Below are 14,087 nucleotides of genomic sequence, written 5' to 3' on the forward strand. Positions count from 1 at the left end.
GCTGTGGATGTTCCGCCCTGAGAATATAAATCCGCGGGTACTCGGTCTCTGGCGCGTTACGACAGCGCGTCCGCGATTGTCGCGCGGTAGTCGGCGACCGTCTCGGCGTCGAGGTGGACGGTCATCCCCTCGACCGACAGCGAGAGCGTCCCCTCTGTCGTTGCGGCTCCGAGGCGGGTGACGGGCGCGACGCCGTCGAAGACTTCCTCGACGGCCGCTGGGTCGGTCGTCTCGACGACGACACGGCCGGGCTGTTCGTGAAAGAGCAACTCCGTGGCGCTTGCTTCGCCGGTTATCTCGACGGTCGCTCCTGCCTCCTCGGTTACCATCTCTGCGAGCGCGACCGCCAGCCCGCCGTGACTCACGTCGTGTGTCGCGAGCGTCGAATCCGCATCTGCCACCTCGGCGACTGTCTCGACCAGTTCGCCGGGGTTGTCCGGCAGCGCCGGGAACGCATCCGTGCCGCCGAACTGCGAGAGCAGTTCGGAGCCACCCAGCCCCGGCGTCGTCTCGCCCGCGAGGGCACCGTCCCCGACGACCAGCAGTTCTCCCTCGCCGGACAGCGAGAGCGGCGGCGCGTCGTACCCCGCTTTGGTGCCAACGAGCGCGAGCGTTGGCGTCGGTGGAATCGGCCCGCTCGGGGAGTCGTTATACAGTGAGACGTTGCCGCCGACGACCGGCGTCTCCAGGTCAGAACACATGTCGGCGAGGCCGTCGACGATGTCGCCGAATCCGCCGTACACATCCGGTTTCTCGGGGTTGCCGCCGTTGAGACAGTTGACCGCCGCGAGTGGAGTCGCGCCCTTTGCCGCGACGTTTGTCGCGTTTTCGAGTGCGACCGCGCGCGCACCCTCGTAGGGCGCTGTGTCTGTCCAGTTGGGGTCTGCGCCAGACGAGAACGCGAGACCGGTGCCCGCCTCGTCTGCTGTGTCTTCGGGGAGAGTCTCTCTGATAGCGAGTACGGCGGCGTCGTCGCCGGGCCGGCGTTCGGTTCGCGTCTGGACCTCGTGGTCGTACTGGCGGTAGACCCATCGCTTCGAGGCGGTGTTTGGACTGCTTAGGACCGCCTCGACCCCCGATTTCGTGTCCACGTCAGGCAACTCGCGGGCAGGCTCGGTCGGTTCGTCCATCGCCAGGTCGTTCATCGGCGCACCTTCGCCGAGGAACTCTGCGTCCACCTCGACGAGTGTCTCGCCGTCGTAGGTACAGACGTACTTCTCCTCTGTCACGTCGCCGATGACCGAACAGCCGAGGTCGTACCGGTCGGCGATTTCGGCGACGCGGTCGACGTTTGCGGGGTCGACCTCGTAACACATCCGCTCTTGGGACTCCGAGAGGAGGATTTCGAGGCCGTTCATGTTCGGCTCGCGCTGGTGAACCTCGTCGAGGTCGATACGCGCCCCGAGTCCGCCCTTGGCGACTAGCTCGCTGCTTGCGCCGCCGAGGCCGGCAGCGCCCAAATCGCGTGCGGACTCGATGAGCCCCTCGTCGAGCAGTTGCTCGTTTGCCTCGATGAGGAGCTTCTCAGTGTAGGGGTCGCCGACCTGGACGGCCGGACGGTCTTCGGTTTCGGCGTCCTCGGAGAGGTCCTCACTGGCGAAGGACGCCCCGCCGAGGCCGTCCCGTCCCGTCGCGTTACCCACGAGGACGAGTTTGTTGCCTGGCTCCTGTGCTTCGGCGGTGACCATGCGCTCGGGGTCGTCGATGAGGCCAATACACGCTACGTTGACCAGCGGATTCCCCTCGTAATCGTCGTGGAAGGCGACGCTCCCGGTGACGGTGGGGACGCCGATACAGTTGCCGTAGTGACTGATGCCCTCGACGACGCCCTCGAAGAGATACCGGGAGTGTTCGCGCTCGAAGGCACCGAAATACAGCGAGTCCGCGAGCGCGATGGGGTAAGCACCCATCGAAAGCGTATCCCGGACGATGCCGCCGACACCCGTCGCTGCCCCGTCGAAGGGGTCGACGTACGAGGGGTGGTTGTGGCTCTCGATGCCCAGCGTGATGTAGGTGTCTTCCTCGCCCGGCAGTGCGACGACAGCGGCGTCGTCACCCGGTCCCACGACAACCTGCTCGCCTTCGGAGTCGAAGGCCGACAGCAGAGGTCGTGAGGAGCGATAGGCGCAGTGTTCGCTCCAGAGGTTCTCGAACAGCGCCGCCTCCGCGGGCGTCGGCTCGCGGCCGAGCTCCGCGACGACGAGTTCGTGGTCCGAATCGGCCAGTGGCATTGTCGGCTCCTTGCTCCAGGCGGGCTAAATCGCTTTCTATGCGTCGGGAGCGTTGACGACCGCAAGCTTAAGTCCGAAGCCGGACCAACCCCGTCGTGATGGGACCAGTCCCCGCCCTCGACGAGCGTGCGACGGCGTGTGCTCGCCGGCTCCAGGAGGCCGACCGGGTGTTGCTCGCCTCGCATATCGACGCCGACGGGCTGACGAGCGCCGCAATCGCCTCGACGGCGCTCGAACGCGCGTCGCTCCCCCACGAGGTCGTCTTCAAGAAACAGCTCGACGAGACCGAAATCGCCTCGATTGCAGCCACCGAGTACGAGACGGTGTTGTTCACCGACTTCGGGAGCGGTCAGCTCGATGTCATCGCCGAGCACGAGCAGGCCGGCGCCTTCGAGGCGGTCATCGCCGACCACCACCAGCCGGCCGACGCGACCACCGAGTACCACCTCAACCCGCTTTTGGAGGATATCGACGGTGCCTCGGAACTCTCCGGGGCCGGCGCGAGCTACCTCCTCGCCCGCGCGCTCGCAGACACCGACGAGAGTACACCGACGGACAACCGTGACCTCGCGGCGCTCGCGGTCGTCGGCGCGGTCGGCGACATGCAGACTGTCGAGGGCGAACTTGTCGGCGCAAACGAGGCAATCGTCGCCGAGGGCGCCGAGGCGGGGGTCGTCGAGGAGGCGACCGACCTGACGCTGTATGGCACTCAGACCCGCCCGCTGCCGAAGCTGCTCGAATACGGTAACGACGTGCGGATTCCGGGCATCTCGAACGACGAACAGGGTGCGGTCGCCTTCCTGCAGGAGCTCGATGTCGACCTCCGGACCGAAGGCACGTGGCGTCGCTGGGTCGATTTGACCGCCGACGAGAAACAGACCGTCACCAGCGCCTTGCTCCAGCGCGCGCTCGAACGCGGCGTCCCCTCCGAGAAGGCACAGCGCCTCGTCGGGACGACCTACCGCCTGCTTGGCGAGTCTGAGGGGTCCGAACTGCGCGATGCGAGCGAGTTCTCGACGCTTTTGAACGCCACCGCCCGCTACGAACGCGCCGACGTGGGGCTTGCCGTCTGTCTCGGCGACCGCGACGAAGCACTCGACCGGGCGCGACACCTGCTCGAAACCCATCGCCGGAACCTCTCGGAGGGACTCGAAACGGTCAGCGAGCAGGGCGTCGAGGAGGCCGAGCACGTCCAGTATTTCGACGCCGGCGAGGAGATACGCGAGACAATCGTCGGCATCGTCGCCGGTATGGCGCTTGGTATCGACGGCGTCGACCCGAACCGGCCGATTATCGCCTTCGCACGGAAAAACGAGGAGGAGACGAAAGTCTCTGCCCGCGGAACGGGCCGCCTGGTGGGGCGCGGGCTCGACCTCTCTGCCGTGATGACGACGGCCTCGCGGGCGGTCGGCGGCGACGGCGGCGGCCACGACATCGCCGCCGGTGCGACCGTCCCCGCGGGCACCGAGTCGGAGTTTGTCGACGAAGCCGACACACTGGTAGGCGAACAACTCGGCTGACTGCCGTCGGCGTTGCTGTCACTGGGACGAACTGCCTGCAGTTATGTGTCTCACCCGACGACGGCAATCCGTGAGTCTCGAATCCATCGCCGTCGCCGCCGTCGTCATCGCACTCGGCGCGGCAATGCGCCTGTTCGGGTTGCCGTGGCTCGTCAGCGGCATGGAACCGTTGGTTGCACCCGAGGTCGCTACCGAGTTCCTCGGCGATTTCCTCCTCGCCGTCGGGAGCGTGCTTGTGACTCTTGGTCTCGTCGACGAACTGGTCGCTGTCCCCGAGGTCGTCTGGCTTGCGTTCGGCCTCGCCGTCGTGCTGTCGGTGGCAGCGACACCGAAACTCGCCGGCGTGTACGTCCGCGTCCGGGCGGGCGAGGTATGAGCGGTGTCGTCGGGCGATTGCTACCCACTCTTATATCCGTGGCCGTCGAAGCCAGCCTATGAGTCTCGACAGACCCGACCTGACGGGAAGTACCGCCTTCATTACCGGAACGACGCGCGGTATCGGCAAACAGATTGCGCTGGACCTTGCCGAACAGGGGTGTAACATCGTCTCGACCGGGAAGACGAGCGAGGAGGGCGACGAGTACAGCGAGGACAAAGAGATAGAGGGGACCATCGAGCAGACCGCCCGCGAGGTCGAACAGCGCGGCCCGGAGGCACTGTCGATTCAGGTGGACGTTCGTGACGAAGACGCCGTCGATGCGGCCGCTCAGGAGGCCATCGACCACTTCGGCGAGGTCGATATCGTCATCAACAACGCGAGCGCGATACAGCTCTATGCGGTCGAAGACCTCCCGCCAAAGCGCTTCGATTTGATGACAGACGTGAACGTCCGAGGCACCTACCTCACTGCCCGGGCGTTCATCGACCACCTCAAAACCGTCGACGACGCCTGGATTCTGGCCAACGCACCACCTGTCAGCATCGACCGCAAACCCGGGAGCGCGCCCTACACCTGGTCGAAGCTCGGTATGTCGTTTATCACCCTCTCGCTTGCCGACGAACTCGACGAGTACGACATCGGCTGTAACTCCTTCTGGCCGGTGACGGCAATCGACACGCGTGCAACCCGGTATTTCGGCCTCGGAACCGAGGACGACTGGCGCTCGCCCGATATCGTCTCCGATACCGTTCTCGAAATCCTCAGCCGCGACCCCGCGGAGTTCACCGGAAACGCCGTCTACGACGAGGAACTTCTCCGGGAGGCAGGCCTCGATGACTTCTCTGCGTACAATCTCACGCCGGGCGACCCGGCGCCGATGTCGGCACAGATGGCCGACCCAGAGTACAGTCGCTCGGAGTAGTCACTGTAAGAGGAAAAACAACGCGAGCAGGACGCCCCCGACGACGACCAACGCCCCGCCGGCGACCAGCGGGTCCGCGATAGAGACCGCCGCGACGGTCGCCACGAGGACCGAAACGAGGGCGAGCCCGAGGACGAGCGCCGTGGGGTTTTCGACGACTGGCTCGCTTTCCTGTGTCGTGTGCTGGGGCTGTGCGAGGGATTCGTCGACCTGTACCGACCGCTGTTCCGGGGCCGGTTCGGCGAGCTCGATATCAATCCAGCGCGTCTGTGCACCGTAGGCCGAGGCCACCTTGAGCTTCCCCAACAGCCCCTCGTCGGTCACCCGGTCGCGGTCGACGGTGACACGCACGAGCCGCTCGGAGTCGGCTTCGATGTAGTGGTTGCCCGCGTCGATATCGGCCACCTCCGACAGCGGGTCGTCGAGGTGGAGGTGGAGGTGGAGCGCCTCGGCGTGGTTGACTAGGCGAATATCGAACGAGCCCGTCGTCTCGAACGACGCCGGCACGTCGAGGGCGTGGAGTTCCTCCCGGCTGATGTGCACGGGCAACTCGTCTGTCACGGTAACGTGTCGGGCGGGCTGGTAGAAAAATCTTCAGGCCGGTTCGTTAGGCTGGTGCTTCTTCGCGCATGTCTGGCGGCAGCATGTTCGGGATACCGTCCTCGATTGGGTAGACCTCGCCACATTCAGGACAGGTCAACGTCCCGGTGAGGATTTCGTCGTCGTCGCGGCTCTCGACGGCCAGTTCGAGTTCGTGTTTGTCGAGCGGACAGCACAGGATGTCCATCAGGTCCTCGTTCATATCCGATTCCACGAGCGGCCCGGCAAAAGCGTTTGTGCTTGTCGGACGAAGGTTTTTGCCGCGAGCCCTCTCCCTACCGATAATGACAGACGCTCCAGCGCTGACGACGGACCTGGTTGCGATACCGAGCCACGAGGACGAGACCGCGGCGGGTGACTACATCGAGAGCTGGCTCCGCGAGGAAACCGACGGCGCCGTCGAGCGCGACCGACACGGGAACGTCATCGCACGGAAGGGCAGCGGCGACACCTCCCTCGCCCTCGTGGGTCACCACGACGTCGTCCCGCCCGAAGAGTCACAGGTCGGTGACGACGGCTACCGCGTCACCGAACGCGACGGACGCATCTACGGGCGCGGGGCGGCCGACATGAAAGGCGCGGTCGCGGCTGCGATGTGTGCGTTTCGCGATGCTTCCCCTCTCTGTGAACTCGTTTTCGCCTCGTTCGTCGGCGAAGAAGTCGGCGGCACCGGTGCCCGTGGCGCAATCGAAGACGGCTTCTCGCCAGACTACGCCATCGTCGGCGAAGGGTCGACGAACTACTCACAACCCGGTGTCACCGACGTGGCTATCGCCCACCGGGGCCGACGAGGCAGTACCATCCACGTCGAGGGGACCGCTGCCCACGCCAGCGAACCCGAGGCCGGCGAGAACGCTATCTACCGCGCGACCGACGCTATCGACGTAGTGCGTGACCTCCCGTTCCCCGAGACGACGGTACTGGGCCAGACGATGGAGGGCTCGGTCGCCGTCACCGAAATCGAGGGTGGGACAGCCTGGAACATGATTCCCGACGGCTGTACCGTCACCGTCGACGAGCGGACGGTGCCCGGCGAGCGCGCCCCGCTTGCCCACGTCGAAGATATTCCGGGGGTCTCCCTCGCAATCGACCAGGACCTCCCGCCGATGGCGTGTGCGGAGAGAGCGTTTGCCGATTTCGTCCACGAGACCGCGGGCGTCACACAGGACGGCTCCCCAGAGCAGGTGAAAAAACCACACGCCACCGACGCTGGCTGGCTCGCCGAGGCGGGGACGGCCTGTGTGGTGTGTGGCGCGGCCGAACCTGGGGAGGCACATACGGCCGACGAGAGTGTCTCGGCGGCTGTCCTCGACCGGTGTTACGACATCTATCGCCGGTGTGCCGAGGACTTCGAGGCGCTGGCGTAGGCGCTGACGGCCACATCTGGGCGGAGCGATGCGTTCTTGGGGCTGGTCGCGTTACGTGCGTTCATGTCACCGGAGGCACGGCAGACTGACGAAACCTACGAGGCGTTTCTGGAGCACGTGCGGACGTACAACTACGTCGGCGACGCGGCCGGTGTCCTGGGTTGGGACCAGCAGGTGACCATGCCCGAGGAGGGGACACCCGCCCGGTCGAAGCAGAGTTCGGCGCTGTCGACGCTACGCCACGACCTGCTCACCGACGACGACCTCGCGGCCTGGCTCGACGAACTCGACGGTGCTGTCGAGGACGAACGCCAGGCGGTCGTCCGAGAGGTCGAGCGCGCCCACGAGCGCGCAAGCGCGGTGCCCGAAGACCTCGTCAAGCGAATCTCCGAGGCGAGCTCGAACGCCCTCCCGGTCTGGGAGGGGGCAAAGGCCGACGCCGACTTCTCGCAGTTCGAGGAGACACTCCAAGAGTTGGTCGAACTCCGCCGGGAGTACGCCGCGGAAATCGACCCCGACCGCGACCCATACGAGGTGCTGTTCGAGAACTTCGAGCCGTACATCGACATCGAGACCGCGGAAGCGATTCTGACCCGACTCCGCGAGGAACTGCCAGCCCTCATCGACGCTATCGCCGACAGCGACGTGGAGCCGGCCGACCCCTTCGAGGGCGAGTACGACCCGGCCGCCCAGGAGGACCTCGTCCGCGAGGCGCTCGACACGCTCGGCTACGACTGGGACCGCGGCCGTCTCGATACGGCTGCCCACCCCTTCTCGACGGGGACGCAGTTCGACGCACGCGTGACGACCCGGTTTGCCCCGGCGGACCCGATGGGCGCGGTCGGCTCGACTATCCACGAGTTCGGTCACGCCAGCTACACGCTCGGCCTCCCCGACGAGCACTACGGCACACCGCTGGGCGACAGCCGTGACATGACCGTCCACGAGTCCCAGTCCCGGCTCTGGGAGAACCACGTCGGCCGCTCGCTGCCGTTCTGGCGGCTGTTCGCGCCGGCCGTCGAGGACCACCTCGGCGTCGACGCCACCCCGCGTGCGCTGTACGAACACGCAAACGAGGTCTACGACGACAACCTCATCCGGGTCGAGGCCGACGAGCTGACCTATCATATGCACATCGTCGTCCGGTTCGAAATCGAGCGCGACCTGATTCGGGGCGACCTCGAGGTGAGCGAGGTCCCCCAGGTCTGGAACGACAAATACGAGGAGTACCTCGGCGTGCGCCCCGAGAACGACGCCGAGGGCTGTCTCCAAGACATCCACTGGTCACACGGCAACTTCGGCTACTTCCCGACCTACTCGCTTGGCTCCGTGCTCGCCTCACAGCTGTTTGCCGCCGCCGAGCGCGAGCTGGGCGCCCTCGATGACGATATCGAGTCCGGCGAGTTCGACCGGCTGTACGGCTGGCTCAACGAGAACGTTCACGGACACGGCTGTCGGTACACCACCCCCGAGTTGATTCGGGAGGCCACCGGCGAGGAGTTCACCGCCGATTACTTCCTCGACTACGCGACCGAGAAGTACGGCGACCTTTATGACCTCTAGTTGACGCCGCCGACGCCGCTCGTGGCGTCCGGGAGGTCGTAGGCCTCGGCCTCGATACCCAGTTCGTCCAGCGCAGCCGCGAGGTGTTCTGTCTTGGCGTACTCCGCACCGTCGGCGACCCGTTTCTCCTGTGTCTTCGCGAGAACCTCGCCCTTTCGGTCGTCGGGAATGTCGAACTTGTCGGCGGTCAGTTCGATGATGAGGCCGTCGTGGTCCCGGGTGTACAGCGAGAAAAAGATGCCCCGGTCGAAGACGTTGTACGACCGCCCGGCCTCCTCCAGCGCCTCGGCGACCGCCTCGAAGCGGTCGGGGTCGATGTTGAAACAGAGGTGATGAACACCGCCGACGCCGCTGCGCTGAGGGCGGGAGTTGGACTGGCGGTCGTCGCTGACGAAGAAGGTCAGAATCGTGCCGTCGCCGGTGTCGAAAAAGAGGTGTTCTTGCGAGGGGTCGTCGAGGTTCGGCTGGCGCAGTACCAGCGACATCCCCAGCAGGTCGCGGTAGTACTCGATTGTCGCCTCGGCGTTCGACCCCCAGATGGTGATGTGGTCGGTCCCGAGTGTCTGAAACGGACTCTCTGGTGGCGCTGCCGTGACCGGTTCTGTCGTGTCGTCTGCCATACCCGTTCTAGAGGCTACACCACCGAATATCTGTGGTGACTTAGATGTCACCGTCGTTTCCGCCCCAGTCGGGGAGGACGACCCGGACGGTCGTTCCCTCTGCCGTATCGAACGTCAGGGTACCGGCGAGCTTCTCGACGCCCCACTTGAGCTGCCAGAGCCCGAGCAGTCCCCGACTGTGCTGGAGTGTGGTCTCCGTTCCGGCATCGAGTGCCGCTATCTCGTCGGGCGGGATACCGGGACCGTCGTCCTCGACCGTGAGCACACAGCCCTCGGCAGTCTGCTCGGCGGTTATAGTCACGGTCGACTCTGCGTATCGCAGCGAGTTCGCCACCAGACTCTCTAAGATGGCTTCGAGAATCCACTCGTCGGTGACAAGGCTGTTGACGCCCGTGACGCGTGTCGTCACAGTGACACTCTCTCGGCGTGGCTCGGCACCTGCCTGTACGCGTCCGAATAGCTCGGTGAGGTCGACCGTCGAGGGCTGGACCTCCCGGGAGATGATACGGTCGATAGTTCGGGCCCGGTTCCCGATGACCGAGAGACGGTCGGCCGAGTCCAGAATCTGGCTCACGTGCTGGTCCGCTGACCTGTCGCTCAACACCTCGGCGTGACTCTTGACCACGTCGGCCTGGTTTCGGATGTTGTGCCGGAGGACGCGGTTGAACACTTCGAGGCGCTGCTCGCGGTGTTTGCGCTCGGTCACGTCCCGGATGTTCACCAGGACTGCGGGCTCGCCGTCGCGCTCGATGCGGGCCATCGAGAGTTCGACCGTACGCCGGGTGCCGTCTCGCGTCTCGATGTCGGCCTCGAACTGGGTTGGGGCGGCGTCCTCGAGCCGTCGGTCGTAGCGTTCGCTGACGCGGTCACGGTCGCCCGGCACCACGAGGTCGATGAGCCGAGACTCGACGAGGGTGTCGTGGTCGTAGCCGGTAATCTCGGCGAACTGGTCGTTTGCGAACACGCACCGGCCGTCCTGGACGACGACGACGCCGTCGCTGCTCTGTTCGACCAGCGTCGTGTACCGCTCGCGTTCGCGCTCTATCTCGGTGATGAACCGCTCCAGGTCGGTCTGCATCGCCGCCATCGCCTCGCCGACGCGGCCGGGAATCTCCTCGTCCAGTACGTCGGCGTCGAACTCCTGGCGCGACAGCGCTTCGGACTGGCGGGTAATCGTCTCTATATACCGCTTGGTGTTACGGAAACTCCGCCTGAGGCGACCGACTTCGTCGATGCGACCCGTCTCCTCGATATCGACACTCAGGTCGCCCTCGGCGATGGCATCGGCCTGCCCGGCCAGGCGCTTGATAGACCGAATCGGGCCGTACTGGATGACCGCACCGACGAGGAGAAAGCCCAGAAACATCGTTCCGACCAGCACCGTCAGGTCGGTCTGGACTCGGTCTGTCAGCGCCAACGCGTTCGCCCGCGGTGCCTCCTTGACTACGACCCAGTTGACGCCCTCGCCGGGCACGCTGTGATACCCTCGAACCTCGTCGTCGGCGATTTCCGAGCCGTTCAGCGGCGCGAACTGGTCCTCGCGGGCGAGAATCTGTGACCCGACCTCGGTCCGGTTTTGCTGTCCCTTGTAGGGCCGAAACTCGTTTGGACTGTTCGCCTCGAACATCACGTACGCGCTCACGCCGCCGAGGACGACCGTTTCGGTCCCCTCGATGACGTGTGTCGACTCGCCGATTCGCACGCTTGGTTCGTACTCGCCGATGAGCACGTGTTCGCCGTCCGGGGTCGGCGACGCGATAGCGACGGACATGTTGCCGCTGTCGAGATACACCCACGAGACGAGAATGTCGTTCACGCTCTCGAAAGCGTACTGTATCTCTTCGCCGTCGGTGTCTTCACCCCAGTCGATGTTGGTTGCCGTGAGCGGGTCGCCTTCCAGCGTCTGGTTCGTGCTCACGACGACAGGCTCGGTAGTTCCGTTGGAGGGCTGGGTCCTCGCGCGCTCGGCGATGTGGAAGCTGACAACTTCCTCAGAGCGCTGTTCCAGCTCCGAATACAGCGTCTCTCGGGTCAGCGTCGGGTCGTCGAGGTCGATACCCTGGTGGGCCGAGAGCACGCGAATCGACTCCTGTTCGCCGTCGAACCAGCGGGCGAGCTGGTCGGCCTCGAGTTCGGCGTTGTTCTCTAGTGACTGGAGCTGCTGGTCTGTTACCTGGTCGGAGACCTGCAGCGCCATCACCGTGCCGACTGTCCCGATGACGGCGACGATGAGCACCGCGATTGCGAACAGCTTGAACGCGTACCGCGAACGGAGCACGTCCGGAACCTTCTCTGTGAGACTCATGATATCTGCCGCCTGCGACGGGGGCCGCTGTGGATACCGAGGTGTTGGGTCATAAGACCATTGAGTGTTTGGGTCCGGTTCGCCGAGACGCCGCTCCGTGGCTCTCGCCGCCGAAACAACGATTCACCACGGGGTCAGGGTTCCCGTGTGTTTAACATGCCGACCGTCGAAACGAGGTGTATGTCAGCAAATACCCCAGTTATTGTCGAAGCGGTACGAACACCACAGGGTAAAGAAGACGGCGTCTTCGCCGACGTCCGCAGCGAGGACCTCTCGGTCCCGCTCATCGACGAGATGCTCGCCCGGACAGGGCTGACCGGCGAGGACGTCGACGACCTGCTCTGGGGCTGTGCCCAGCAACGAGACGAGCAGGGGAACAACCTCGCCCGCGTCATCGCGTTGCTCTCGGAACTTGGCGAGGCGACTCCAGCGAGTACGCTCAACCGCTGGTGTGCCTCCTCGGCAGAGGCCGTGATGCGGGCGGCCGACGCCATCGCGGCGGGACAGCGCGACGTGCTCGTCGCCGGTGGCGTCGAGTCGATGAGTCGCGTCGAGATGGGGTCGAACACCCACAACGTCCACCCGGGCCTGAACGAGGAGTACAACGTCGCGGAACTCGGCATGGGGATGACCGCCGAGAAGGTTGCCGAGGAGTTCGACATCAGCCGCGAACAGCAAGACGAGTACGCACTTCGGAGCCAGCAACGGGCCGCCGCGGCCACCGAGGAAGGCCGCTTCGCCGAGGAGATTGTCCCAATCGAGACCGACGACGGCGTCGTCGAGGAAGACGAGGGTATCCGACCGGACACGTCGATGGAAGCCCTCTCCGGGCTCCCCTCGGTGTTCAAAGCCGACGGGACCGTCACACCGGGCAACGCCTCGCAGGTCTCTGACGGAGCCTCCGGGCTCCTGATTACCAGCCGAGAGTTCGCCGACGAGCGCGGCTTCGACGTACTGGCCGAAATCGGCGACCACAACGTCGCCGGCGTCGACCCGACCGTTATGGGTGTCGGCCCGGTCCCCGCGGTTCGAGAACTCGCAGAGCGGACCGGCCGCGATATCGAGGATTACGACCTCGTCGAACTAAACGAGGCATTCGCCAGCCAGACGCTGTACTGCCGAGACGAACTCGGCTTCGACGACGACATGTTCAACGTCAACGGCGGCGCAATCGCTATTGGCCACCCGCTCGGAGCCTCTGGCGCACGTCTGCCCGTCACGCTCGCCCACGAGATGAACCGCCGCGGTGCAGACCTTGGACTGGCGACCGAGTGCGTCGGCTTCGGCCAGGGTGCGGCAATCGAACTCCACCTGCCCTGAGACGCGCCGACTGCCGGGGTCGGTGTGTCTAATCGTGTCATACCGAACGAACATCTTTTGTCCCGCGACCGAAATCACGTCGTATGCCAGGCCCGGTGTTTCTCTCCGGCGACCGCGTCGAATTACGAACGATAGAGCGCGAAGACCTCGATTTCATGCAGCGGGCGGTCAACGACCCGACCGTCTGGCGTGCAATCGGCACCTCGACCCCCGTTAACGGCCCCCAGGAAGAGGCGTTCTTCGAAGAGGTCGTCTCCGAGGACGACCAGGTGAACCTCCTCGTGGCCGTCGACGGCGAAGCCACGGGGATGGTGACGCTGACGCCCAAAGCCACCCTCGACGATGCCATGGAGCTTGGCTACTGGATGGCCCCCGACTACCGCGAACAGGGGTACTGCAGCGAGGCCGTCGCCACGTTGACCGACTACGGCTTCAGACAGCGCGGACTACACCGCATCTCTGCCCGCGTCTTCGCATTCAACGACGCCTCGCAGGCACTACTCGAATCACTCGGCTTTACCCACGAGGGGCGACACCGCGAGGCCGTCTTCGTCGACGGCGAGTACCACGACACCCACTGGTACAGCGTACTCGCCGACGAGTGGAACTAGAGGACGAACACCACGACGAGACCGAGCCCAACAAAGAGTGCCCCGTAGACGACGAGACCGACGAGTAACGACGCGATTTTGAACGGGAGAAAGAACAGGGCGACCGGAAGCGTGACCAGCTTCCAGAGCGCTTTGAGCACCGTTCCGAGCATCGTCTCGCCTTTCGGCTCGCGTGGTAAAAAACTGGCCGCTACTGGGGGTCGACGCGTCGCGCGAGGCAGGCGTCGTCACAGAAGGTGTACTCTTCGAAGCCGTCGTCATCGGGCACGGTGAGACACTTGTGTTTGGCCTTCAGCTCGATGCTGTCGCCACACGCGTCACAGGTCGGGCGCGTGCCCGAGTCGAGTAAGACACGCGTGGATACGTCGCCTCGCTCTGGTTGTGGTTCGGCTGCGGTGCGGTCGGGGCGTCGGTTCGCTGGTGGGTTATGTGCAGACATCTGTTGTGGGTGAGTGACAATCGTGAAACAGTACAGCCGAGCGACCGGGTTCCCCCGGCAACTCGATTACCGTGCGCCGCGGGAGCGATGTCCCGGAACTGGCGCGATTACGCTGTGAAACGTGTAAAACGTTTAAAAAATGTGGAAAAAGCAGTACTGGCGGCGAAGACACTCTCGGGCTGTGCGCTGGGCGCAACGAGACAGTGGCCC

The 14,087-nt window shown here is 65.0% G+C and carries 14 protein-coding genes; 7 read left to right on the forward strand and 7 right to left on the reverse strand.

The window, feature by feature from the left end; all coding sequences use genetic code 11:
* Positions 1 to 56 precede the first annotated feature (56 nt).
* A complete protein-coding gene (gene purL / locus BLR34_RS10895; protein WP_092702916.1) occupies positions 57 to 2,231 on the reverse strand; it encodes a phosphoribosylformylglycinamidine synthase subunit PurL in 2,175 nt (724 codons plus the stop codon).
* A 98-nt stretch (positions 2,232 to 2,329) separates the two neighbouring features.
* Between purL and BLR34_RS10900 the strand changes: the two genes are divergently transcribed.
* The 3 genes from BLR34_RS10900 (at position 2,330) to BLR34_RS10910 (ending at position 5,052) form a co-directional block, all read left to right on the forward strand.
* On the forward strand, positions 2,330 to 3,751 hold the full coding sequence (locus BLR34_RS10900; protein WP_092702918.1) for a RecJ family nuclease: 1,422 nt from the start codon (positions 2,330 to 2,332) through the stop codon (positions 3,749 to 3,751).
* A 70-nt stretch (positions 3,752 to 3,821) separates the two neighbouring features.
* Entirely contained in the window at positions 3,822 to 4,127 is a 306-nt protein-coding gene (locus BLR34_RS10905) for a hypothetical protein (RefSeq protein WP_092702920.1), read from the forward strand.
* Positions 4,128 to 4,185: 58 nt separating this feature from the next.
* Positions 4,186 to 5,052 carry an SDR family oxidoreductase gene (locus BLR34_RS10910; RefSeq protein ID WP_092702922.1) on the forward strand — a complete coding sequence of 289 codons (867 nt, stop codon included), beginning with the start codon at positions 4,186 to 4,188 and terminating at the stop codon, positions 5,050 to 5,052.
* On the opposite strand, the gene BLR34_RS10915 is transcribed toward BLR34_RS10910, so the two are convergent.
* Entirely contained in the window at positions 5,053 to 5,613 is a 561-nt protein-coding gene (locus tag BLR34_RS10915) for a DUF7524 family protein (protein WP_092702924.1), read from the reverse strand.
* Positions 5,614 to 5,659: 46 nt separating this feature from the next.
* Positions 5,660 to 5,854, reverse strand: coding sequence for a methytransferase partner Trm112 (locus tag BLR34_RS10920; RefSeq protein ID WP_092702926.1), 195 nt, complete (start codon positions 5,852 to 5,854; stop codon positions 5,660 to 5,662).
* Positions 5,855 to 5,936: 82 nt separating this feature from the next.
* On the opposite strand from BLR34_RS10920, the gene BLR34_RS10925 reads away from it, so the two are divergent.
* A complete protein-coding gene (locus tag BLR34_RS10925) occupies positions 5,937 to 7,019 on the forward strand; it encodes a M20 family metallopeptidase (protein ID WP_092702928.1) in 1,083 nt (360 codons plus the stop codon).
* 63 nt (positions 7,020 to 7,082) lie between these two features.
* Positions 7,083 to 8,582: a carboxypeptidase M32 gene (locus BLR34_RS10930; RefSeq protein WP_092702929.1), complete on the forward strand. Its 1,500-nt coding sequence runs from the start codon at positions 7,083 to 7,085 to the stop codon at positions 8,580 to 8,582.
* On the opposite strand, the gene BLR34_RS10935 is transcribed toward BLR34_RS10930, so the two are convergent.
* Positions 8,579 to 9,202: a VOC family protein gene (locus tag BLR34_RS10935; RefSeq protein ID WP_092702931.1), complete on the reverse strand. Its 624-nt coding sequence runs from the start codon at positions 9,200 to 9,202 to the stop codon at positions 8,579 to 8,581. The genes BLR34_RS10930 and BLR34_RS10935 overlap by 4 nt on opposite strands.
* A 40-nt stretch (positions 9,203 to 9,242) precedes the next feature.
* Positions 9,243 to 11,507: a sensor histidine kinase gene (locus BLR34_RS10940; RefSeq protein WP_092702933.1), complete on the reverse strand. Its 2,265-nt coding sequence runs from the start codon at positions 11,505 to 11,507 to the stop codon at positions 9,243 to 9,245.
* Between the two features lie 180 nt (positions 11,508 to 11,687).
* Here BLR34_RS10940 and BLR34_RS10945 point away from each other — a divergent pair, with 180 nt between their 5' ends.
* Both BLR34_RS10945 and BLR34_RS10950 read left to right on the forward strand, forming a co-directional pair.
* Positions 11,688 to 12,827, forward strand: a complete 1,140-nt coding sequence (locus BLR34_RS10945) for a thiolase family protein (protein WP_092702935.1) — start codon at positions 11,688 to 11,690, stop codon at positions 12,825 to 12,827.
* An 83-nt stretch (positions 12,828 to 12,910) separates the two neighbouring features.
* Entirely contained in the window at positions 12,911 to 13,438 is a 528-nt protein-coding gene (locus tag BLR34_RS10950; RefSeq protein ID WP_092702937.1) for a GNAT family N-acetyltransferase, read from the forward strand.
* Here BLR34_RS10950 and BLR34_RS17020 read toward each other — a convergent pair.
* Both BLR34_RS17020 and BLR34_RS10955 read right to left on the reverse strand, forming a co-directional pair.
* Positions 13,435 to 13,590 carry a hypothetical protein gene (locus BLR34_RS17020; RefSeq protein ID WP_176765304.1) on the reverse strand — a complete coding sequence of 52 codons (156 nt, stop codon included), beginning with the start codon at positions 13,588 to 13,590 and terminating at the stop codon, positions 13,435 to 13,437. The two genes, BLR34_RS10950 and BLR34_RS17020, sit on opposite strands and share 4 nt — an antisense overlap.
* Positions 13,591 to 13,628: 38 nt before the next feature.
* On the reverse strand, positions 13,629 to 13,877 hold the full coding sequence (locus BLR34_RS10955) for a DUF7576 family protein (protein ID WP_092702939.1): 249 nt from the start codon (positions 13,875 to 13,877) through the stop codon (positions 13,629 to 13,631).
* Positions 13,878 to 14,087 lie beyond the last annotated feature (210 nt).

Source organism: Halovenus aranensis (genome assembly GCF_900100385.1).
Lineage (GTDB): Archaea > Halobacteriota > Halobacteria > Halobacteriales > Haloarculaceae > Halovenus > Halovenus aranensis.

Coding starts and splice junctions, on each gene's coding strand:
- purL (WP_092702916.1), bottom strand. CDS start 2,231: ATGCCACTGGCCGATTCGGACCACGAACTCGTCGTCGCGGAGCTCGGC.
- BLR34_RS10900 (WP_092702918.1), top strand. CDS start 2,330: ATGGGACCAGTCCCCGCCCTCGACGAGCGTGCGACGGCGTGTGCTCGC.
- BLR34_RS10910 (WP_092702922.1), top strand. CDS start 4,186: ATGAGTCTCGACAGACCCGACCTGACGGGAAGTACCGCCTTCATTACC.
- BLR34_RS10920 (WP_092702926.1), bottom strand. CDS start 5,854: ATGAACGAGGACCTGATGGACATCCTGTGCTGTCCGCTCGACAAACAC.
- BLR34_RS10925 (WP_092702928.1), top strand. CDS start 5,937: ATGACAGACGCTCCAGCGCTGACGACGGACCTGGTTGCGATACCGAGC.
- BLR34_RS10930 (WP_092702929.1), top strand. CDS start 7,083: ATGTCACCGGAGGCACGGCAGACTGACGAAACCTACGAGGCGTTTCTG.
- BLR34_RS10935 (WP_092702931.1), bottom strand. CDS start 9,202: ATGGCAGACGACACGACAGAACCGGTCACGGCAGCGCCACCAGAGAGT.
- BLR34_RS10940 (WP_092702933.1), bottom strand. CDS start 11,507: ATGAGTCTCACAGAGAAGGTTCCGGACGTGCTCCGTTCGCGGTACGCG.
- BLR34_RS10945 (WP_092702935.1), top strand. CDS start 11,688: ATGTCAGCAAATACCCCAGTTATTGTCGAAGCGGTACGAACACCACAG.
- BLR34_RS10950 (WP_092702937.1), top strand. CDS start 12,911: ATGCCAGGCCCGGTGTTTCTCTCCGGCGACCGCGTCGAATTACGAACG.
- BLR34_RS17020 (WP_176765304.1), bottom strand. CDS start 13,590: ATGCTCGGAACGGTGCTCAAAGCGCTCTGGAAGCTGGTCACGCTTCCG.
- BLR34_RS10955 (WP_092702939.1), bottom strand. CDS start 13,877: ATGTCTGCACATAACCCACCAGCGAACCGACGCCCCGACCGCACCGCA.